Origin of the sequence: Flectobacillus sp., from assembly GCF_049240685.1 — a bacterium.
Taxonomy (GTDB): domain Bacteria; phylum Bacteroidota; class Bacteroidia; order Cytophagales; family Spirosomataceae; genus Flectobacillus.
The window spans coordinates 1-21771 of record NZ_JBMLSD010000232.1 but is presented as its reverse complement, the minus strand read 5'-3'; the positions used below and the strand labels follow the sequence as shown (position 1 = coordinate 21771).

General features: G+C 37.5%; 20 protein-coding genes. 3 read left to right on the top strand and 17 right to left on the bottom strand.

The window, feature by feature from the left end; genetic code table 11:
- The first annotated feature begins 156 nt into the window (after positions 1-156).
- Positions 157-1542 (top strand): sodium:solute symporter family protein, encoded by a 1386-nt coding sequence (locus tag ACOVQ4_RS10705; protein WP_421820635.1) that lies wholly within the window; start codon positions 157-159, stop codon positions 1540-1542.
- 138 nt (positions 1543-1680) lie between these two features.
- On the opposite strand, the gene ftsA is transcribed toward ACOVQ4_RS10705, so the two are convergent.
- The 17 genes from ftsA to rplM form a co-directional block, all read right to left on the bottom strand.
- Positions 1681-3054 carry a cell division protein FtsA gene (gene ftsA, locus ACOVQ4_RS10700; protein WP_421820634.1) on the bottom strand — a complete coding sequence of 458 codons (1374 nt, stop codon included), beginning with the start codon at positions 3052-3054 and terminating at the stop codon, positions 1681-1683.
- A gap of 114 nt (positions 3055-3168) precedes the next feature.
- A complete protein-coding gene (locus ACOVQ4_RS10695) occupies positions 3169-3939 on the bottom strand; it encodes a cell division protein FtsQ/DivIB (RefSeq protein ID WP_421820633.1) in 771 nt (256 codons plus the stop codon).
- A gap of 236 nt (positions 3940-4175) precedes the next feature.
- Entirely contained in the window at positions 4176-5549 is a 1374-nt protein-coding gene (gene murC, locus ACOVQ4_RS10690) for a UDP-N-acetylmuramate--L-alanine ligase (protein ID WP_421820632.1), read from the bottom strand.
- Between the two features lie 213 nt (positions 5550-5762).
- The gene (locus ACOVQ4_RS10685; RefSeq protein WP_421820631.1) at positions 5763-6233 is read right to left on the bottom strand and encodes a CYTH domain-containing protein; all 471 of its coding nucleotides are present in this window, start codon (positions 6231-6233) and stop codon (positions 5763-5765) included.
- 2 nt (positions 6234-6235) lie between these two features.
- A complete protein-coding gene (locus ACOVQ4_RS10680; RefSeq protein ID WP_421820630.1) occupies positions 6236-7243 on the bottom strand; it encodes a Gfo/Idh/MocA family oxidoreductase in 1008 nt (335 codons plus the stop codon).
- Positions 7244-7492: 249 nt separating this feature from the next.
- Positions 7493-8581 carry an undecaprenyldiphospho-muramoylpentapeptide beta-N-acetylglucosaminyltransferase gene (gene murG, locus ACOVQ4_RS10675; RefSeq protein WP_421820636.1) on the bottom strand — a complete coding sequence of 363 codons (1089 nt, stop codon included), beginning with the start codon at positions 8579-8581 and terminating at the stop codon, positions 7493-7495.
- A gap of 66 nt (positions 8582-8647) precedes the next feature.
- Positions 8648-9796, bottom strand: coding sequence for an FtsW/RodA/SpoVE family cell cycle protein (locus ACOVQ4_RS10670; RefSeq protein ID WP_421820629.1), 1149 nt, complete (start codon positions 9794-9796; stop codon positions 8648-8650).
- Between the two features lie 38 nt (positions 9797-9834).
- Positions 9835-11178, bottom strand: coding sequence for a UDP-N-acetylmuramoyl-L-alanine--D-glutamate ligase (gene murD, locus ACOVQ4_RS10665; protein ID WP_421820628.1), 1344 nt, complete (start codon positions 11176-11178; stop codon positions 9835-9837).
- A 214-nt stretch (positions 11179-11392) separates the two neighbouring features.
- Complete coding sequence (gene mscL, locus ACOVQ4_RS10660) at positions 11393-11725, bottom strand: large conductance mechanosensitive channel protein MscL (RefSeq protein WP_421820627.1); 333 nt, start codon at positions 11723-11725, stop codon at positions 11393-11395.
- 19 nt (positions 11726-11744) lie between these two features.
- Positions 11745-12650, bottom strand: a complete 906-nt coding sequence (locus tag ACOVQ4_RS10655; RefSeq protein WP_421820626.1) for a DUF3078 domain-containing protein — start codon at positions 12648-12650, stop codon at positions 11745-11747.
- A 60-nt stretch (positions 12651-12710) separates the two neighbouring features.
- Positions 12711-13553, bottom strand: a complete 843-nt coding sequence (locus ACOVQ4_RS10650) for a mechanosensitive ion channel family protein (RefSeq protein WP_421820625.1) — start codon at positions 13551-13553, stop codon at positions 12711-12713.
- Positions 13554-13590: 37 nt separating this feature from the next.
- On the bottom strand, positions 13591-13791 hold the full coding sequence (locus tag ACOVQ4_RS10645; RefSeq protein WP_421820624.1) for a hypothetical protein: 201 nt from the start codon (positions 13789-13791) through the stop codon (positions 13591-13593).
- A gap of 37 nt (positions 13792-13828) precedes the next feature.
- Positions 13829-14434, bottom strand: coding sequence for an RNA polymerase sigma factor (locus ACOVQ4_RS10640; protein WP_421820623.1), 606 nt, complete (start codon positions 14432-14434; stop codon positions 13829-13831).
- 447 nt (positions 14435-14881) lie between these two features.
- Positions 14882-15715, bottom strand: a complete 834-nt coding sequence (gene tsf / locus ACOVQ4_RS10635; protein WP_421820622.1) for a translation elongation factor Ts — start codon at positions 15713-15715, stop codon at positions 14882-14884.
- A 421-nt stretch (positions 15716-16136) separates the two neighbouring features.
- Positions 16137-16949 (bottom strand): 30S ribosomal protein S2, encoded by an 813-nt coding sequence (gene rpsB / locus ACOVQ4_RS10630; protein WP_421820621.1) that lies wholly within the window; start codon positions 16947-16949, stop codon positions 16137-16139.
- 166 nt (positions 16950-17115) lie between these two features.
- Positions 17116-17505 (bottom strand): 30S ribosomal protein S9, encoded by a 390-nt coding sequence (rpsI, locus tag ACOVQ4_RS10625; RefSeq protein WP_095161346.1) that lies wholly within the window; start codon positions 17503-17505, stop codon positions 17116-17118.
- 59 nt (positions 17506-17564) lie between these two features.
- Positions 17565-18008 carry a 50S ribosomal protein L13 gene (gene rplM / locus ACOVQ4_RS10620; RefSeq protein ID WP_421820620.1) on the bottom strand — a complete coding sequence of 148 codons (444 nt, stop codon included), beginning with the start codon at positions 18006-18008 and terminating at the stop codon, positions 17565-17567.
- 434 nt (positions 18009-18442) lie between these two features.
- Here rplM and ACOVQ4_RS10615 point away from each other — a divergent pair, with 434 nt between their 5' ends.
- Positions 18443-20500: a S9 family peptidase gene (locus tag ACOVQ4_RS10615; protein ID WP_421820619.1), complete on the top strand. Its 2058-nt coding sequence runs from the start codon at positions 18443-18445 to the stop codon at positions 20498-20500.
- Between the two features lie 307 nt (positions 20501-20807).
- Positions 20808-21602 carry an SDR family oxidoreductase gene (locus tag ACOVQ4_RS10610; protein WP_421820618.1) on the top strand — a complete coding sequence of 265 codons (795 nt, stop codon included), beginning with the start codon at positions 20808-20810 and terminating at the stop codon, positions 21600-21602.
- The last annotated feature ends 169 nt before the right edge of the window (positions 21603-21771 follow it).

Here is a 21771-nt window from a genome sequence, read left to right as displayed (position 1 = left end):
TAGGTCTTTATCATTTTATAAAAAACACCTTTTTTTCTTTAGCTTACAGCGTAATGCCTAAAGCCTGAAAACTTAAATTTTATTTTGTGTCACTTATTCTTGTTTAAACAGCGCTGACAAGCTTTTGGTTTTTATCCTAAACCCCCAAACCGTTACATGCTTTTATTTTTTATACTTGGGTATTTATCGATTAACTTATTGGTAGGCTGGTGGGCTTCTAGCAAAATATCGAGTACCGAAGATTTTGTACTGGCTGGTCGAGGGCTATCATTTGGGCTTTCGGCGATGGTTACATTTGCTACTTGGTTTGGCTCAGAAACGATGATGGGCGCACCCGCCGAATTTATTAATCATGGTATTTTAGGAGTGATTGAGGAGCCTTTTGGAGCGGCCTTGTGTTTGATTTTGGTGGGTTTGTTTTATGCCAAAATTTTTTATAATCTAAATATTCTTACCTTTTGCGATTATTTCAAACTAAGATACGGCGTTGCGGCAGAGTATGTTTCGGCCTTCTTGATGGTACCATCTTATTTTGGGTGGATTGCAGCTCAATTAATCGCAATGGGAACGGTACTAGAGGTGGTTATTGGTTGGCCACTCTATATAGGAATTTGGGTTAGTGCAGTATTAGTAATGATTTACACCTTAATGGGTGGTATGTGGTCGGTATCTGTCACTGACTTTTTTCACAATATTTTACTAATAATTGGTCTGATTATTCTGACGATAGTAATGCTACACAAAACGGGTGGAATTAGTCCTGTTTTGGCTTCTACCCCAAAAGACTTTTTCCGCATCGTACCCAAACGATTTAGTTTTCTTGAATCAGCCTCTTATCTTACTGCGTGGATTACAGTAGGGTTGGGGTCAATTCCTCAGCAAGATATCTTTCAAAGAGTAATGGCCTCAAAGGATGCCAAAACAGCCGTTCGTTCGTCGGTTACAGCGGGTTTTTTATACTTATCTGTAGCAATGCTTCCATTGTTCATTGCTCTTATGGCCAAATTCCTTCATCCTGAGCTTTTACAGCAAGATGCCCGTATGATAATTCCAAACATGGTTATGGAACATACCAATTCTTTTGTTCAAATACTGTTTTTTGGAGCGTTAATTTCTGCGGTTTTGAGTACTACTAGTGGAGCTATTTTGGCACCTGCTTCGGTAATTGGAGAAAATATCATAAAGCCGCTATATCCTCAGCTTACCGACAGGCAATTGTTGTTTGTTATACGCTGTTCGATTGTGGTTGTTACCTTAGCAAGCATTTGGATGGCTACTTCACGACAAAATATCTTTGAGTTAGTGGGAGAATCCTCGGCATTTAGCCTTGTGTCGTTGTTTGTACCTTTGACAGTAGGATTGTACTGGAAAAAAGCTAACACCACTGGCTGTATTGCCTCCATGATACTGGGGTTTGCCTCGTGGGTTGTCTGCAATTTTGTATGGGAAACAGAATTTCCAGCTTCATTAATAGGGCTTTTGGTTAGCTGGATAGCCATCTACGTCGGGTCGTATATTCCAATTAAGTCTACAAGAGCCTAATTGGAATAATACTTCGACATATAATGTTTGGCATCAAATGTGAAGGTTTTTATAGATTTTTTACGACCTAAACAGTACTACTGTTGTAAGCTCTTGTTGTAAGGATGTTGCTTTATATCGAAAAAATAACCTATTTACCTAATATTTGTCATCTTCATCACGGATATCATCCCCGAGGAGACCTTTACCAAAACGTTTGAGACCGTCAATCCAAGAGCTTGATTTTTTGGGTGTTTTAGGCTCTTTTTCTCTTTCTTGTTCTCTTTTTCGCTGCGTGTTAGATTGTACCGTAACAGGAGGAATCACCTTAGGTTCGGTTTTGCGTAAAATCTTATAACTATCCTCACGCTCGTCAATCGAACGAAGTCCGTTCCATACCAAACCAACCGCAGTGGCGAAAGAAGGGTTTTTCACATCCTCAGAGACAGAGCGGCCCAAATTTTCGTTAGGATAGCCCAATCTTACATCACGACCCGTTACCTTTTCAAATAATTCACAGATATTAGGCATTTGCACTGAGCCTCCTGTAAGAACAATTCCACATGACAGTCTATTTCCGAATCCTGAGCGACTAATTTCTGCAACTACAAGCGCAGCAATTTCTTTTAAACGCTCCTCAATGATGATAGAAAGATTTTTTACTGAAACCACTTTAGGCTTACGTCCATTGATACCTGGGATTGAGATAGTTTCTTCGAATGGCACTTGCGAAGCCAATGCATTTCCAAATCTTACTTTCATGACTTCAGCGTGCTCGTTAGAGACATTACAGCCTTGCTCGATATCGGCGGTAATGATATCGCCAGCATAAGGCAATACCGAAATGTATCGAACGATGTTTTTGTAAAAGATAGCAATTTCGGTAGTACCGCTACCTATATCTACCAATGCTACACCGCTTTTCTTTTCCTGTTCAGACAATACGGCCAATGAAGCTGCCAAGGGAGAAAAAACCAAGCCACCTTCTATTTCCATTTTCTCTTTTGCACGCTCTATACATCGCTTCGTTTTATCTAATGTAAGCGTAGGAGAAGTAATCATCAAAAAATCACCCTGTAGTTTCAATCCACTAATACCTACAGGTTCTTGAATACCCGTACTAGAGTCAACTACATACTCTTGCGGTAAGGTATGAACAATAGAATTACCCTGAGAGATAAAAGTTCTCTCAGCGTCACTTGCTACTTGGTCAACATCGGTTACTGTAACCTCCTCGCCAGAGGTGTTACGAGTAATCATGGCTTTGTGTTTAATACCCACTATATTTGGCCCTGCGACACTGGCTATAACCCCACGGATATCGATATTGGCTTGTTGCTCAACCTGCATAATCGCGCTTCGAACGGCGTCGATTGTTTTGTTGACGTTCAAAACAACACCCTTCGAAACCTGACCAGTGGTATCAGCCTTACCCAAGCCTAATATCTCTAATTTACCCATGTTGTCGAGTCTACCAGCGACAATGCTTACCTGCTTGCTACCTATGTCCAATCCAACAATTATCTCACTCATGCGATTTAGAAGTTTTAGTGATCCTTCAGTCAATAAACCCCAGTATAAATGTAATAGCAAAAACTACATAATACGCCTCTTACCTACAACATTATTGATTAAAAACTGAAAACCTTATTCACAAACAATCTGATTCTTATATTTAACACTTATTTTTTTATAATAATCCCAACCTTTCACGGGCAAGATTTCTTTATATAAAATCTTTATTTTTTTAAATTTAGCTTCTAAATCTATGGCTAATCCTAGTTCAATAAAATGATTCCCAAATTCAGGTATTAAGGTAATACCTCCATCTTTTTCTACTATTAGCTGCGTAATCTGAGATTTCCAGAACTCATCATCTCTAATAAATTTAATTAAGTCGATGATGGGTTTACTTTGCATCTCTTTAAGAGATTTTTTTCCTTTAAAGTAATCTCCCGAAACTAGCAATACTCGCTCGGTATGGTGTGGCGATAGTCCAATCATTGAACCATCCTCTACCAAATAACTGTCGTATTGTGTATGATTGGGACTTTTGCTCGACAAGATTCTTGCTATTGGAGTATGCTCTTGTACTGTTATTGTCATTTGACCACTCAAATCTTGGTGCACCTGACATGACTTAATCAAAGGATTGGCTAAAACTTTTTTCTCGATTGCTTTAAAATCTATCCGACTAAAAGGCTTACCTTGAGGATTTTCGTTGGGCACACCTGTGACTACATTCTGAACATCATACTCTTTTACAAGTAGGTTTTTGTTATTACTTTCTACTACAACCTTAATCTCTTTACATTTTTGTTTGCTGTGAATTAAATTAGCTCCAAAAATGGCAGCTGCAACTGTCACCACCGATACGATAAACACTACAGTTCTCTTTAGTCGTACATTTAGTGGCAAATCAATAAGGGGTTTGAGTGTCTACTTCTTTAGTATTTTTTAGCCAAGAAGTTAAGGCTACAAGATTTACACGAAATTAGTATTTTTTTCTTATGTTTTACTTAAGATGATTTTTTTAAAATTTTTAATATGTTAAAAAATCCTGTTTTAATCAACGAATTTTCAATGCTAATGCAATAAATTAGTGATTAAAATAAAATATTCAAAATATTTTTTTATAGTAGACGCCTATTTTTTTATTGAGCGGTTAACATCTCCTTAATCGAACTCAAAAGTGTGTCGATATCTCCAGCGCCAATTGTGACAAGTAAGTCCAAATCTTTGGATTTCAGAATATCCAACAAGGTTTCTTTCGTAACCATTTCTTTATTTTGTAGAGTTACTTTATCAAAAATAATTGAGGATGTAACACCCTCTATTGGTAACTCGCGGGCAGGATAGATATCTAAAAGTAATAACTCATCTGCAAGGCTTAGACTTTCGGCAAATCCCTCCTGAAAGTCTCTTGTTCTTGTAAATAAATGTGGCTGAAATACTGCAGTCAACTTGCGAGATGGATACAGCGCCTTTACAGAACGTAGAAAAGCCTCAATTTCTGTTGGATGATGTGCATAATCATCGATAAAAACAATATTGTCTTGGCGCAAATGGTATTCGAATCTTCGTTTTACTCCTTTGAATGTATTGATACCCTCCCGAATTTCATCAGCACTCAATCCTACCGTAAAACAGGCAGCAGTGGCAGCCAATGCATTTTCTACGTTATGAAAGCCAGGTGTGAGCAGCTTACAATCTTTGATTTCGCCTTCGGGATATACAATATCAAATACCATTTCGGCATTTTCGATGCGAAGGTTACTTGCACGATATTGCCCTTCATTCAACGAAAATTCAAAGGATGTTGGAGTGTAGCTTTCTAAAGCAAGACCTTTTCTTTGAAAAAGCTTACCTCCTGCTTTAATTTGACCAACAAACATTCTGAAAGACTCAAGAACATGATTATGGTCACCATAAATATCCAAATGATCAGCATCTGTAGAGGTCACTATCGCAACATCAGGATAAAGTGTTAGGAAGGAACGGTCAAACTCATCGGCCTCAATTACACATGCTAGAGGATTGGCAACACTACTAATCAAGAAATTTGTACCATAGTTTTGTGTAATGCCGCCCAAAAATGCCGTAATATCTCTATCCGCATTTTTGAGAATATGAGCAATCATCGATGAAGTAGTGGTTTTGCCATGAGTACCTGCAACTGCAATGGTAAACATATTTTGGGTTAGAAAGCCCAAAACCTGAGAACGCTTCATCAAGGTAAAGCCATTTTCTTGAAAATAAATCAACTCTGTATGATTTTTCGGAATAGCAGGAGTATATACCACCAGCGTTTGTGAGGTATCCGCTAAAAATTCGCTCGGAATCTGAGCTACATCATCTACAAAATGAATCTGTGCTCCCTCCTTTTCTAAGGCTTGTGTCAATGGTGTAGCTGTTTTGTCATATCCTGCCAACTGATATCCATTGGCAATAAACCAACGAGCAATGGCCGACATCCCGATGCCACCTATTCCTAAAAAGTATACGTATTTGAGTTGTTGTAAATTCACGATACAGTTTTTGGTTAAGTAGTAGGAAAGATTAAATTAACAGTATATCTGAGGTAAAATTCGACTATCACCTTTTGATTATGAATGCCTTCAAATAACCATCATACTGTTAACCAATAAGGTTTTCCTACTTAATGTTAAATAAGTAATAAAATTAATTTTCTAGACTTTAGGTTGAAAACCTAGTGTTGATATTCAATCACAACATTTTTTTTATTGCCACGACAAGTAGGGTTCAATACTTAGTCTCGAATTGTAATAACGAGGGTCGTCTGTAACCTCAGTATGTACCCATGTAGGTTTGTCAAACATTTCCGTTTCTGACTTAAGCTCTATTTCGGCAACGATTAGCCCCTCATTAGCACCTTTAAATACATCCACTTCCCAAGTCTTATCTTGATGGGTAATCAAGTACCTGTATTTTTCAATATTTTGTTCGGTAAAGTTTTCTAACAAAGCTAGTGCCTCATGTTTGGGTATCTCATACTCAAATTCCAAGCGACTCATTCCATGGGTTTTTCCTTTGATAGTAATAAAACCTTTGTCGTTGGTAGCCCGAACTCTTAACGTTTTATTAGGGTCGGTAGAAATATACCCTTGTTTTAAGAAGTTTGGTATTGGTTTATCTAATGCGTCCCATAATTCATGATGTACCAAAAACTTTCTTTCTATTTCTACAGCCATGATTATAGTTGTTTTACTGCTTCAATAATTTTAATCTGTTCGAGTACTAGTTCGGGTTTGATGATTAGCTCAGTACCTTCTGTAATAGCTTCGTATAAATTTTGAAAAAGCAATCCCCAGTTTCCTACCTCTGTCTCTACTTTTCCTTTTATTACAACATCTCCAATATTTGAATAAATTAGACCTTGATTTTCGGCAGGTTCAACTCCAAATTCAGGCATTCCAGGAAGTAAACCCGCTTTGAGATGGTCTTCTTGTTGATCTATTCCATATTTCACAAACGAACCCGCCGTACCATTGATTCTGTATCGTGGGCTTTCTTCTCTTACTAATAAACTCGAAGATAACTTTACCGTCATATTTTCATAAGACAAATACACATCAAAAGCATCGTCTATCTGTGAACCTGCACGCTGAGTGTAGGTTTGTCCCCAAACTCTTAGCGGTAAACCAAATAAAACCAAGGCTTGATCTAGAATATGAGGACCAAGGTCATAAATGATACCACTTCCAGGAGAGGGGGTTTCCTTCCATTTTTTGGGATTGAGTACAGGCTTAAAACGGTCATATCTTACCTCGTAACTTACGACATCGCCTAATAACTTTGCCTTTAATATTTTTTGAACCGTCAAAAAATCTGAATCAAACCTTCTATTTTGAAATACAGATAAAACTTTATTTTGTTGCTTTGCTAGCAGTATAAGCTCTTCTGCCTCTTTACTTGTACTTGCGAGAGGCTTTTCAACCAAAACGTGTTTGTTGGCCAACAGAGCTTTTTTGGCATATTCATAATGCGTTGCATTGGGACTAGCAATACTCACCAAGTCAATAGAGGAGTCGGTCAATACATCTTCAAAAGAGGACACCACACAAACATCTGGGTAGAGCTGCTTGGCTATCGGATTACTAGTTACAATTGTTGTGAGCTTGTAATTTGGATTAGCAACTATAAATGGTGCTTGCAAAAAGCGCCCAGACAATCCAAACCCCACTAGTGCAATATTTATCATATTTTTTGTCAAAAAATTCTTGAATACAAATAGCTGACTAAATTTCAACGCTTTACAAAAAGCAAAACTTATGCAAATTTGGCTTTGGTCTAAAAATCACTTCTCTTTTATCTCGTTTAGCTTACGGCTTCAAAACAAAATCATTAAAACATTTTTACTTAATATCTATTGCATAAGCCCCTAAATCAAATTATGCACTATTCGTCAGCTTCTACATTCTTACAGTCGAACGTGCAGGTAAATTGATAACTATTTTACTAATCCCAACACTTGTTGTGCTATTTCGACGGCAGCATTAGGTTTTCCCAATTTTAGGATATTTTCGGTAAGTATATTTTGTTTTGTCTTGTCTTGAAGAAGTCCTAAGGCTACTTTCACTAGTTCTTCTCTTGCTTGAATATCCTTTACAAGTATTGCAGCATGGTTTTCTACCAAGCTCATCGCATTTTTTGTTTGGTGGTCTTCGGCCGCGGTAGGTAATGGTACCAAGATTGAAGGTTTTCCTGCCAAACAAAGCTCAGAAACAGAGAGCGCACCAGCGCGCGACACCACAATATCAGCCACAGCATACGCCAAATCCATTTCATAAATAAAATCTGAAACATATACCTGACCCGCAAACACCTCGGCTGCTGTTTTGGCTCTATCGATATACAATTTGCCTGTTTGCCACACTACCTGACATCCTTCATTCACCAAGCTTGTTAACCCTCCATCAATACTTTCATTGATAGTTTTAGCTCCTTGACTACCTCCAATAACCAATACGGTTGGCTTATTGGCTTGAAGTCCAAAATATTCGAGGGCCTGTTGGCGTTTGGAAGCTACATTGAGTATATCTTTTCTTACAGGATTTCCAGTCATCTGGATTTTTGAAGCAGGGAAAAACTGTTCCATTTTGGGATATGCCACGCAAATTTTTCTAGCTTTCTTGGCCAAAAATTTATTGGTTACCCCAGCATAGGAGTTCTGTTCTTGGATTAAAATAGGGACATTTGCCAGAGAAGCTGCCAGCAACAAAGGGCCAGAAGCATAGCCCCCCACCCCAACTGCTACATCGGGTTGAAAGTCTTTTACAATTTTACGAGCTTGCCATAAACTGGAAGCTAACTTGACTGGGAAAGTAATGTTTGCCAACATATTGGAACGATTAATCCCAGCAATAGGAAGCCCAATAATCGGATATCCAGCTTTAGGAACCTTTTCCATTTCCATTTTTCCTTCAGCACCTACAAAAAGTACTTCGATGGCTGGATTAATTTCTTTGAGGGCATTAGCAATTGCTATGGCAGGATAAATGTGGCCTCCAGTTCCACCACCTGAAATAATTACTTTTATGGCTTTCACAAGTTGTATTATTTTACAATTAAACCTTAAAGATAGTGATTACTCACGTATCAATTGTTAGAGAGCTGAATCTTTCACTTTGTCTTTACTTACCGAAATAATTATCCCCATGGTTATCCCAGTAAAAATCAAAGAACTACCACCCCAACTCAATAAGGGTAAAGGTTGACCCGTCACAGGGCCCAAACCTGTAGCTACCGACATATTTACTATAGCTTGTATTACCAAACTAAAAGTTAGACCTGCCGATAATAAACCTCCGAAGGCTCGCCCCGAGCTATCCACCGCTTTCATACCTCTGTACAAAAACCATAAGTAAAGACCTAGTACAAAAATACCTCCTATCATCCCCCACTCTTCGATAATGATCGCAAACACAAAATCGGAGTCAGCCTGAGACAAAAAGTAGCGTTGTTGGCTATTGCCTGGCCCTTTCCCAGTGAGTCCACCGTTGGCTATAGCATAAAAACTTCGTTCAATTTGGTAATCACTATCCTTGTCGGCACCAGGTTTCTTTTTTCCTTTTATTCCATCTACATAATTCGCAATCCTGCTTCGCGCTGTTTCAATACGACTACCAGTCCCTGTCATTACTAGAATGGTACCTGCCATAAATATTCCCATAACGGTATATATAAGATATTGGATTGGCACTCGGCCAAAGAACATCAACATAATACAGGTTGAAAAAAGTAATAAAGAGGTTGATACGTTGGTTAGTGCAATACAAGTACACACCGCAAGAATTTTCAGAATCATGGGTACAAGCTCCCAAATCGTATATTCTACGTGTTGGCGTTTGGCTAGCATACCCGCCAAATTTGTAATCAGAGAAAGCTTGGCTAAATCTGATGGCATAAAAGTCATACCGATTAAGGGTACTCTTACCCAACGACGAGCATCATTGATAGATACCCCATATTTGTAAGTATATATCAAAAGCAATATGGATAGAATTACCCCAAAATTGGAGATTGTTGCATACTTATGATAATCAAATTTATGGAATCGCCACATGACTCCTAAACTGATAAATATAATTATAGTATGTTTTGCCAAAAATGAAAAAGTCCCTTCTCCAGACAAAATTGCTAGTTTTCCTGTGGCGCTAAATACTACGATAATGCTACACATAGATAAAAAGGCAACGATAGTCCAAATCTGATAGTCTCCTTCAAGGTTTTTTTTGAGCCAACTCGATATCATAACTTATAGAATTCAATGGGTATTTTATAAAAGAAGGATTATTTTAGTTGAGACAACTCTTGGACGGCTTGTTTGAACTGACGCCCCCTGTCTTCATAATTCTTGAATAAATCAAAGCTTGCACAGGCTGGCGACAACAAGACTACATCGCCTTCTACAGCCAAATTAGCAGCTGTTTTCACTGCTTCGGCCATTGATTTTGTATCAAATATTAAAGGAACTTTTTTCCCAAAATAATCATACAATTTATGGTTGTCGGTGCCCATACATACTAGGGCTTTTACTTTATTGGCCACTAGTTCATCTATTTGAGAATAGTCATTTCCTTTGTCGACCCCACCCATAATCAATACAATCGGTTCATTAAAGCTACCTAGTGCATAAAACACTGAATCTACATTAGTAGCCTTTGAATCATTCACAAACGACACCCCATCGACAACTCCTGCTGGCTCTAATCGATGCTCTACACTTTGAAAAGAAAGTAACCCTTCGGTGATTTGGGTGTCAGATAATCCAACAGATTTTGACGCTAAAATCGCGCAACTCGCATTGATGCTATTGTGTGTTCCTTTTATAGGCAGTACATCCACTGCTATTTGAAAAACTTGATTTTCGTATCTGGCCTCCAAGATACCATTTTGAACAAAAGCTCCTTGGGCTACCTCATGTTGGATGGATACAGGTAGATGCTTTAGGGAATATACTTTTTCGGATAATTCTTTTGCTAGCGCTTCACTTTCTTGGAAATAAATAAACTTGTCATTGGCTGACATATTTTGTACAATTCGGAATTTTGAATTTACATAATTCTGAAAGTTGTAATCATAACGGTCTAAATGATCGGGGGTAATATTTAGCAAGATGGCTACATCAGCTTTGAAATCATAGCAATTGTCGAGCTGAAAACTCGAAAGCTCTAACACAAAATAGTCAAACGTATCTTCTATGACTTGTTTGGCGAAAGAATCACCCACATTACCTGCCAATCCAACATTATACCCTGCCGACTTGAGGATATGATAGGTGAGCAAAGTAGTCGTAGTTTTACCATTACTACCTGTAATGGCAATAATCTTAGCCTTGGTGTATCTCGAAGCAAACTCGATTTCTGATATAATCGGCTTGCGTAACGACTTAAGTTTTTTGATAAGTTCAACTTTATCAGGAATGCCAGGGCTCTTGATTATTTCATCGGCATCTAAGATAAACTCTTCGTTATGCTGCCCCTCCTCATACGGGATACCATTTTTTTCTAAAATTTCTTTGTACTTTTCAGAAAGTGAAGATTTATCAGATAAAAAAACATCATATCCTTTGCTCTTTGCCAACAAAGCTGCACCAACACCACTTTCGCCACCTCCTAAGATTACAATTTTCATAACAGTTTTATTTTTGGGATAAAGCTTGAATTTTCTTTGCCACGTTGCCTCATTCATGCTACGGTCTACTCAAGTAGCTTTGAGAGTCGTAGATTACTTTGAAGTTGCAAAATAATCAAAAACCACCTTATCAAATAGGCTTTAAAAAATAAAAAACAAAAGTCTGACACACGGAGCATCAGACTTTTGGATAAAACAAAAAAATCACTTTGTGTTATTCGAATTTCTTTTCAGTTAATCCAGCTTTATTAGCGGCTTTTATTACGATAAAAATCACCCAAGCAATTATCACAAAGTTTACCGTAATTTGTATAAAATTACCAAATTTCATTGCTACTTCTGCTTGTTTTTCAGCTTCATTAGCTGCTTTTAGTACAATTTTCCAAGTCGAAAAATCAATACCACCAAGGAATAACCCTATTACTGGCATCAATATATCTTCAACTAATGAGGTTGTAATTTTACCAAAAGCTCCACCGATTACAACACCGACTGCTAAATCAAGGACATTGCCTTGAGAAATAAAACTTTTGAATTCTTTTAACATCTGTGATTTAGTTTAGGATTTATGGGAAAGTATATAAAAGCCCGATACCTAGATTTTGAGCCACTTGTAAATTAGCACTTTGATCTTGGAAATACATGGCAATAATATCAAAAGTAGTACTTATGTATTTATTAACTTTCGCTGTAAATTTGGCATCTAGGCGATTATCCATTGCAGCAAGGTCATTGTACTTAACAAACAGAGCATAACGTGCCTTTAGATTAATATTTTTTGCTATATCTTTATCCAAGCTTGCAACAATTTGCATCAAGGCTAGTTCGTTTTTGATAGTTCTGCCATCTGGCACACCGTATCTTTCTCCGGGCTTAGAAAACGCTATATTGTTATCTGCAACGATAGTCTGTCGAAGAGCACCAGGGGCAAAAGACATATTGAATGCCTTAGAGGGTTTCCATTCAAGACCTATGGATTCGGTGATATACGCAGGAGAAAACAAATTAGAGACCAAAATATCGGGTTTGTAGGTTGTTCCATCAGGAAGTGTGACATCGGCCCCAGCTCCATAGTTATATCCTTTTGAAAACTGCGATTGAAAGTTGAGGTTGGCAATAAACAACCATTTAGGCGAAATTTTATTTCCGAGTTTGGTATCAAAAAATACCCTGTCAATTGTTTTTCTTAAACCACTTCCATTATCCTGTAAGCCATACTGCATTTGTAAATCATTTACCCAGTTGACTTTACCCTTGTTGTATTCACCTTTGGCATTAAAAAATACGTTGAATCCTACCGATCCTTTCGCACCTTGAACAGAGCTCCAAGCACCGTTAAAACTTGCTTGGTTGAAGTTGGCCCCAAAAGACGTTTTCTTTTTCCAATAAGAAGTATCTTTTTTTGCCTCTTGCGCTATAGAAGCACAACCTACGCTTAAAATTGAGAGTGTTAATAAAAGTTTTTTTAGCATGGCTCTAATATGTATTGAGTTGTAGAAACATCCACTTTCACTTTCAATACAAATCTGGCTTTATTCCTCATCTTCGATGGATGAGTCATGCGCAAAAACTTCAATTTTTTCCTTTTGTAAAACATTTAAAGGCAAAATTGTTTGTGTGTCGCCAGTTTGCAATGTAAGAGAAGTGGTGTCAAAAGAAATAATGGTACCTCTAACTCCATTAACCTCTATGACTTGTCCTTCTTTGAATTTATTTTTACTGTAGAAGTTAGACAGGATATTAGTTAAAACGTCACGCGATGCAAAGCCATATCCAATAGCGAAAGCCAAAACTAGCCCACCAATAATCAGATTAAAGCTTGACTCCAAGAGGCTTGTTTCTATTCCAGCTTGTTTTAAGGATGCAATTAGAGCAATAACAAAAAAGAAGAAAAACACGATATTTCCTAGGAGTTTGGCCGATTCAATCTTGAACGAATTACATAGATTAACCACCGTATTTTTAAGGGCATCGGCAATCATCAATCCTGCAAACAACAAAATTGCAGAGGCAATCAATTTGGGAATCAAGTTAACCAAAGATGCGACCATATCTGTCAGTACTTGCATGCCTAAAGCTTCAGTTGAGGCTGTTATGAATACCAGCATGATAAAATATTGGAGAACTTTGGCAACAATCAAACTCAGTTTCAACTCTCCAAATCTTGCGATTACATCTATTTTATTGAGTTTGTCGCCTAGGCGATCAAAACCCGATTTTTCAAGTGCGGTTTTAAGAATTTTACTAACAATATTCGATACAATAGAGCCTACGATCAACAGTATGGCGGCGCCCAATAATTTAGGGACAAAGCCTGTCAACTGCTCTAATAATTTGCGGAATGTATCGATTAGAATGTCTTGGATGTTTGGCATGATCAATAAATGCGATTATAATAATGAAAGTAAAGAGCTATAATTCTTCCTTAGGTGCAGTAGATTGGCTACGTTGTGTACCTAACGAAGCGGTTATGGTATTGATGAAATTACCAACATACAAATCTATGATTATAGAAGTGTTGCGAATTGTGTCGATTTCGGATACAATAGCTCGCTTGAGACTTTCTGGAGCCTTTTCTGAAGATTCTAAATCTTTAAAGGGATTTTCAGCCATATATATATTTAAGTGGTTAACTTATTACGGGCCAAATTTAGTCATTTCCCAATAACAAGCTAACTGCTTTGGCGATAATTATTCCCCAAATGAGTGTAGATTCTAGGTAAACCTTTCTGATTCTTTCTTTGGCTCTTAGAAGACGCATTTTGACTGCGCTTTCGGATATGTCTAGTGTGGTCGAAATCTCTTTAATAGTCAAGTCGTCTTGATACTTCATCATCAAGATAGATTTTTCTTCTGGCTGCATTTGGGATAGTGCTTTACGCAAACGAGTAGCCTCCATTTCAGCCAACTCAGCACTTTCATCACCGTCTTCTACATCAAAATTTTCATCCATAGAAGTTTCAGAATAGCGCTTGGCCAAACGTGTCTGATCTATGCAATAATTGTAGGTAATAGAATATAACCAAGTCGAAAACTTGGCTGTTTCTTTGTAGGAGGAGATATTCATTACCAATTTCAAAAAGATATCGTGCGCAAAATCTTCGGCACGTGCTTCATCTTTCACAAACGACAAACATTTGCGGTATACTTTATCTGAATATCTATCATATAAATGCTCAAAATAGATATTCTTTTGCGTTTCGATAAAGAGCTTCACTAGCTTTTCATCGGTTTCTTTTTTAAGGTTAGCTTTCATTAGCAGACTTTGATTTAGCTTAGGCGGGATGATAAATTATTATAGTTTTATTGAAAAAGATAGTGTTCGTATTTAATTATTAATGTTTATCTATAAAATATTAAAGAAAGCAAGTTAACAAAAACTTTTTAAAATTCGGAGAGCGGTTCCAAAATCTTAAGAATTGTTAAGAAATATTCTTTTCAACGATAAATTCACTTAATTAACTACGACTATTTTTATCATTAAGCAACTCTAAATTACTGATTATAAAGCTATTGACGATAAAAGTAGCAATTATGCTACAAAAAAAATTAATAAACTGTATAAAGGATTAAATTAAATGATAAATGTAGAATATGATAATTTAAAACTCACAATTTGCAGTAAATTTAATACAATACCTTATGATAAAAAATAAGAGTCCCTTTTGGAGGGACTCTTATCATCAAAGTGATTGTTGAGCGACTAAGCCAAAGCAATACGTTTGAACTCAGTGATAGTCAAACCTTTTTGAGTTTGCTCCAACAATTGTTTAATGTTGATTGATGAATCTTTTACGAATTGTTGATTCAACAAAGTAGATTCTTTGTAGAATTTCTCCAATTTACCTACTGCGATTCTTTCCAACATTGCTTCTGGTTTTCCTTCAGCACGAGCTTGGTCTTTACCGATTTCGATTTCACGCTCAATCGTAGCGGCATCTACACCGTCTTTATCCAAAGCTACAGGTTTCATCGCAGTGATTTGCATAGCGATATCTTTACCAACCTCTTGTACATCTGCACCCGAAGTGTTATTGAATGCTACCAATACACCAATTTTATTGTTAGAGTGGATATAAGAAACTACTTTCTCAGCAGTTACATTTTCGTAACCAGCGATTGTAATTTTCTCACCAATTTTACCTGTCAATTCGATAATGTTTTCTTCTGCAGTACGTCCGTCTGACAAAGTAGCAGCCAAAACCTCTTCTTTAGTCGAAGCATTGTTAGCAACAGCTGCTTGTAACAACGCAGAAGCCAAGTTATTGAAATCAGCAACTTTAGATACTGGTTCAGTTTCGCAAGCCAAAGCTAGTAACTTACCATTTGAACCATCTTCGCTGATAGAAATCAACACAACACCCTCGTTAGTAGCGTTGTCAGCACGTTTAGCTGCAACTTTTTGTCCTGCTTTACGAAGAATATCGATAGCGGCTTCGAAATCGCCATTAGCTTCGGTAAGGGCTTTTTTGCAATCCATCATGCCCGCACCTGTCATTTGTCTTAGTTTATTAACGTCTGCTGCTGTAATAGCCATCGTTTTGTATATTTTAAGATTAAAATTTCTATTTAACTTCTAAGCTTTGAAAGTACCAATAATTAAAAGTGCAAAACTAGATTTAAGTTATGTGTTTAGGCAACAGGCACAAGGCAAAGAGTGTTAAAATGTTTTAAATAACCACAGATAGGCTTTTTCCAAAGCCCACCGCCAAAAGCCGTTACCTGAAAGCTTAAAGCACAATCTTAAATTTTATTTTGCGTACTAACTTACCTTTAGTAATAGCCTTTTCGTAATAATTTCTTATTTCTTAATAGCCTCCCAAAACTAACAGAATAGCCCACAGAAAACTATGGGCTATTCAAATGGTAATAATTATTTTATTGATACTTAACAACTTATCTAGGTAAGTATCAATTTACGTAAAGAAGAAATCATAGGCTAATAGCCCCATTTGCTATTAAGCTTCTTCTTCTTTTTCGTATTTCGCTGCTAATTTAGCTGCTTCACGAGCTGCTTCTTCTTCTTCAGCAGCACGTTTTGCTTCCTCTTCTTCAGCAATACGAGCATCGTCTTTATCTTGCTTACGCTCCATCAAACCTTCTTCGATAGCTTTACCGATAGCTAAAGTAATCAAAGCGATTGATTTGTATGCGTCATCATTTGCAGGAATTGGGAAATCAACTAAATCTGGGTTTGAGTTTGTATCGCACATAGCGAAAACAGGAATACCCAAACGTTTTGCTTCAGCAACAGCAATGTGCTCACGCTTAACGTCAACGATGAACAAAGCAGCAGGAAGACGAGTCAAATCAGTGATACCACCTAACACTCTTTCCATTTTTTCTTTGTCACGAGTCATCATCAAACGCTCACGTTTAGCCAAAGCTTTGAATGTTTCTTCGTCTTTCAACATCTTCTCAATCTGTCCCATTTTCTTGATAGATTTACGAACAGTAGCGAAGTTTGTCAACATACCACCCAACCAACGGTCAGTTACGAAAGGCATTTTCAAACGACGAGCTTCTTCAGAAACAATCTCTTGAGCTTGTTTCTTTGTAGCAACAAACATTACTTTACGTCCAGAACGAACGATTCCTTTGATAGCAGCACATGCTTCATCCAAACAAGCCAAAGTCTTGTTCAAATCAAGAATGTGGATACCATTTTTCTCCATAAAGATGTATGGAGCCATTCTTGGATCCCACTTACGTGTTAAGTGTCCGAAGTGAACACCAGCATCCAATAAGTTTTTGTATTCTAATTGTGCCATTTTTGTATTGTTGAATCGAGTTCAACACTAAATGATGAAAAAATATGAATAAAAAATCGCTGTTGGCATCGGTCACTGCAAGCCTAACAGCAAAAAGCATTCGGCATACGAATAACAAGCAGTCCATTGCGGGGCTGCAATTCGTAGGCCGAAAGCTGTGCAAATATTAACGTTTCGAGAACTGGAATCTACGACGTGCTTTACGACGACCTGGTTTCTTACGTTCTACCATACGTGGGTCACGAGTCAAGAAGCCTTCTTTCTTCAATGGAGGGCGTAATTCGCTGTCAATTTCTTGCAATGCTCTAGAAATTGCCAAACGGATTGCTTCAGCTTGACCTTTGATACCACCGCCATCAACGTTTACTTTAACATCGTAAGTACCTTCAGTTTTTGTCAAAGCGAAAGGTTGATTTACGATAATTTGTAAAATTTCAGATGGAAAATATTCTTTAATTTCACGACCATTGATGATGATTTCGCCCTTACCTGGAGTCATGTAAAGACGCGCAACAGCCGTTTTTCTTCTTCCTAATGTATTAGTTACTTCTGCCATTGTTTTATAGAGAAGTTATCGGTCATAGTGGCGCTCCCAACTACAACTAATAACGATTATTAGAATTTAATTTCTTTTGGTTGTTGAGCTGCGTGTGGATGTTCAGAACCAGCGTACACGTACAAGTTTGTGAACAAACGACGACCTAAACGGTTTTTCGGAAGCATACCTTTTACTGCTGCTTCAACTACGCCTCTAGGGTTTTTGCTCAACACCTCTCTTGGAGTAGCAAAACGCTGACCACCTGGATAACCAGTGTGACGAGTGTAAACTTTATCAGTTAATTTCTTGCCAGTAAAACGAATTTTATCAGCATTGATTACGATAACGTTATCACCACAGTCCACGTTCGGAGTGAAGCTTGGCTTGTGTTTACCACGTAAGATTTTTGCAATCTCAGAAGTTAAACGACCTACGATTTGGTTTTCTGCATCTACGATTACCCATCCCTTCTCTACGGTAGCTTTGTTAGCTGAGATGGTTTTGTAACTTAAAGTATCCACTTTTGTTCTAAGTTTTAATGTTATGAATCATTATACAACAGATGACGGAATACACCTGATTCTCAATGATTTTGCCTTATTTCCTTTCTGAACGGGCATCCAGTCGAAAATGGGAATGCAAAATTACTGAATATCATAGCGATATACAAATAATTATAAGGAAAATTTTCTAACAAAAGCCTATTCTTTCTATTTTTCTTCCCTCTTGATTTGCACCTCTTTAGGTAATTCGTCGTGCCATAATCTACATTTTAGGATTACGCCTTTTATACACCTATTCCACTTAGTAAAATTTACCTTACCTAATGCCTTCGCTCAAAATTTTTCTCAGAAAACTTTATCTTTGAGCATTAGGTTTATCTTATACTCGACTAGGAAGTTATTCCTAATGTTGAAATTATTGAAAATGATATCGTTTATTCAGCCCAACAATCATGAACATTCAAGGTATTAATGTGCCAAAGGCACCTATCAAACCATATCCTATGACAATCCACGAGGATACTCGTGTAGACAACTATTACTGGTTAAACGACCGAGAGAATCCAGAGGTAATTGCCTACCTTGAAGCTGAAAATGCTTATACAGAAACGGTTATGTTTCCTACAAAAGATTTTCAAGAGGTGCTATTCGAGGAAATGAAAGGAAGAATAAAAGAGCAAGATGAATCGGTTCCTTATCGCGATGGAGAATATTTCTATTACTCTCGCTATATCGAAGGTGGAGAATATCCTTTGTATTGTCGAAAAAAACATTCGATGGAAGCAGATGAAGAAATTCTATTGGATGGAAATGCTCTAGCCGTAGGACACGACTATTTTTCGATTGGCGGATATGATATTTCTGACAATGACCAAATTTTGGCTTACAGCATTGATACCATCAGCCGTCGAAACTATACGCTCTATTTCAAAAATCTTGAAACAGGAGAGTTGTACGCTGAAGCTATTGAGAATACGGAGGGTGGTGCATACGCATGGGCAGCTGATAATCAAACTATTTTTTATCTGCAACGAGACCCTCAAACTTTATTGGCATCAAAAGTATATCGCCACAAACTAGGGACTCCCACCGAGGAAGATGTGTTGGTATATGTAGAAGAAGACCCTCAGTTTTATATGGGACTGGGCCGTATGAAATCCAAGAAATACATTGTATCAGTTTCTGACCATAATGGCGTTTCGACCGAATACCGTTTACTAAATGCCGCTAATCCAGAAGGAGAATTTAAAGCATTTTATCTTCGCCAACATGGGCTACAGTATTCGATAGAGCATTTTGAAGATAAGTTTTATATTCGTACTAATGTAGATGGGGCAACCAATTTTAAATTAATGGAAGTTCCTGAAAATGAATCTTATGATATATCAAACTGGAAAGAAGTAATTGCCCACCGTGAAGAAACATATTTGGAGGGAATAGATGTGTTTCGCCATCATTTAGTATTAACCGAACGGAGTAATGCTTTGATTCATTTAAGAGTAATTAACCAGCGAAATCAAGAGGAACATTATTTAAACTTTGGCGAGCCAGCTTATGATGCGGGTGTTGGCTATAACCCAGATTTTGATACGAATATTCTGCGTTTTCACTATACTTCATTAACTACGCCAAGTTCGGTATTTGACTACAACATGGATACAAAAGACAAAACCTTGATGAAAGAACAAGAGGTTTTGGGAGTATTTAATAAAGAAGATTATCAGACCGAACGACTATTTGCGACAGCACGAGATGGAGCTAAAATCCCAATTTCTATTGTATATAAAAAGGGATTCAAAAAAGATGGCTCGCAACCTCTTTTACAATATGCTTATGGTTCGTATGGGTATTCTATTGACCCCTATTTCTCGGCGGCTCGTTTGAGTTTGTTGGATAGAGGTTTTGCTTTTGCGATTGCACATATTAGAGGTGGACAAGAAATGGGGCGCCTTTGGTATGAAAATGGGAAAATGCTCCAAAAGAAAAACACTTTCTTTGATTTTATAGATGTGTCAGAATATTTAATTCAAGAAAAGTGGACTTCTAAAGATAAGCTCTTTGCTAATGGTGGTTCGGCAGGTGGCTTATTGATGGGAGCGATTATCAATTATCGCCCCGATTTGTACAAAGGTGTTTTGGCGGCTGTACCTTTTGTTGATGTGGTTACAACGATGTTGGACGAAACTATTCCATTGACTACTGGAGAATGGGAAGAATGGGGCAACCCCAAAGAAAAAGAATATTATGATTATATGAAGTCTTACTCTCCTTACGACAATGTAGTAGCTCAAGATTATCCAAATATGTTGGTTACAACAGGCTTGCATGATTCGCAAGTTCAATATTGGGAACCAGCCAAATGGGTAGCCAAACTTAGAGAGCTAAAAACAGACCACAATATCTTGCTTTTGCATTGCGATATGTCGACAGGGCATGGTGGTGCATCCGGACGATTCCAAAGATTTAAGGAGATTGCTAGAGATTATGCTTTTATTTTAAGCTTGGCATAAAATAACAGGTTGTCAGACACTTAAATTTATAATTTTTTAGAAAGTATCAACTTCGTAAGTAATCATGCAGAATAAGATTTAATTGATGTGTTTAGGGACAAGGCACAAGGTAAAGAGTGTTAAAATGTTTTTAACAAACACGGACATGCATTTTCCCATAACCCACCGCCAAAAGCCGATACCTGAAAGCCCAAAGCACATCTTAAATTTTATTTTGCCCATTAACTTAAATTATAAATGTCAGTAACATTACCTAATACCCCAAGCCGTTACTCAAAAACACGTTTATTAAGCTCATTGTAAAATTATGTATCTCGACCAAAAAGTCATTTGGATTACTGGCGCTTCTTCAGGAATCGGAGAGGCATTAGCACTGGAGTTAGCCCAATATCCTGTCAGATTAGTCTTGTCTGCTCGACGAAAAGAGGAGCTTGAAAGAGTAGCAGCTCTCACTCAATTGCCCTCAAAGGACGTATTGATTTTACCCATGGATATGTTGGATATTGAATCAATGTCGCAAAAGGTAGATGCGGTAATCCAATACTTTGGTCATATTGATATCGTAATTCAAAATGCTGGGGTATCGCAACGTTCAATGGTAAAAGATACTGTTTTTCAGGTGTATCGAGATTTGATGGAGATTAACTTCTTTAGTGTGGTAGCTTTGACCCAAGCAGTTTTACCACATTTTACCCAAAGAAAATCGGGGCATTTTGTGGCAATCAGCAGTGTCGCGGGCAAAATTGGAACCCCATTGCGTGGTGGTTATGGTGCTACAAAGCATGCGGTTATTGCCTTTTTTGATTCATTAAGAGCAGAGGTTTTTCCTGACCATATTGATGTAACTGTAATTTGTCCTGGCTATATCAAAACACAGATTTCGTTTAATGCTCTTTCTGGTGATGGTAGTAAACATAATCAAATGGATACGAATCAAGCAAAGGGGATGCTCCCAGAGGTGTGTGCCCGCCGAATCGTGCAAGCCATAATTGCCCGAAAATCAGAAGTATATATCGGCGGATGGTATGAGGTAATGGGTGTGTATCTCAAACGCTTCGTCCCTAATCTGGTTTACAGAACTTTACGTTTAAAAAAATCATAAAAACACAAACAAAAGTAATCCTAGATTTGCGGCGTTTTCTAATGAACATGAGTCATCCCAGATTTAGTGATTGAATGAGGAATGATTAGTATTCTCCCAGTAGAGACGCAATGCTTGCGTCTCTACTGGGAGAATCTAAATTTTAACATAATCACTCAATCGCTAAATT

Bases quoted from the DNA above. Each gene is read 5' to 3' on its own strand.
- ACOVQ4_RS10705 (WP_421820635.1), top strand. From the start codon at position 157: ATGCTTTTATTTTTTATACTTGGGTATTTATCGATTAACTTATTGGTA.
- ACOVQ4_RS10680 (WP_421820630.1), bottom strand. From the start codon at position 7,243: ATGATAAATATTGCACTAGTGGGGTTTGGATTGTCTGGGCGCTTTTTG.
- ACOVQ4_RS10670 (WP_421820629.1), bottom strand. From the start codon at position 9,796: ATGATATCGAGTTGGCTCAAAAAAAACCTTGAAGGAGACTATCAGATT.
- rpsB (WP_421820621.1), bottom strand. From the start codon at position 16,949: ATGGCACAATTAGAATACAAAAACTTATTGGATGCTGGTGTTCACTTC.
- ftsA (WP_421820634.1), bottom strand. From the start codon at position 3,054: ATGAGTGAGATAATTGTTGGATTGGACATAGGTAGCAAGCAGGTAAGC.
- ACOVQ4_RS10655 (WP_421820626.1), bottom strand. From the start codon at position 12,650: ATGCTAAAAAAACTTTTATTAACACTCTCAATTTTAAGCGTAGGTTGT.
- ACOVQ4_RS10645 (WP_421820624.1), bottom strand. From the start codon at position 13,791: ATGGCTGAAAATCCCTTTAAAGATTTAGAATCTTCAGAAAAGGCTCCA.
- ACOVQ4_RS10685 (WP_421820631.1), bottom strand. From the start codon at position 6,233: ATGGCTGTAGAAATAGAAAGAAAGTTTTTGGTACATCATGAATTATGG.
- ACOVQ4_RS10650 (WP_421820625.1), bottom strand. From the start codon at position 13,553: ATGCCAAACATCCAAGACATTCTAATCGATACATTCCGCAAATTATTA.
- ACOVQ4_RS10640 (WP_421820623.1), bottom strand. From the start codon at position 14,434: ATGAAAGCTAACCTTAAAAAAGAAACCGATGAAAAGCTAGTGAAGCTC.
- ACOVQ4_RS10615 (WP_421820619.1), top strand. From the start codon at position 18,443: ATGAACATTCAAGGTATTAATGTGCCAAAGGCACCTATCAAACCATAT.
- mscL (WP_421820627.1), bottom strand. From the start codon at position 11,725: ATGTTAAAAGAATTCAAAAGTTTTATTTCTCAAGGCAATGTCCTTGAT.
- rpsI (WP_095161346.1), bottom strand. From the start codon at position 17,505: ATGGCAGAAGTAACTAATACATTAGGAAGAAGAAAAACGGCTGTTGCG.
- tsf (WP_421820622.1), bottom strand. From the start codon at position 15,715: ATGGCTATTACAGCAGCAGACGTTAATAAACTAAGACAAATGACAGGT.
- ACOVQ4_RS10610 (WP_421820618.1), top strand. From the start codon at position 20,808: ATGTATCTCGACCAAAAAGTCATTTGGATTACTGGCGCTTCTTCAGGA.
- murD (WP_421820628.1), bottom strand. From the start codon at position 11,178: ATGAAAATTGTAATCTTAGGAGGTGGCGAAAGTGGTGTTGGTGCAGCT.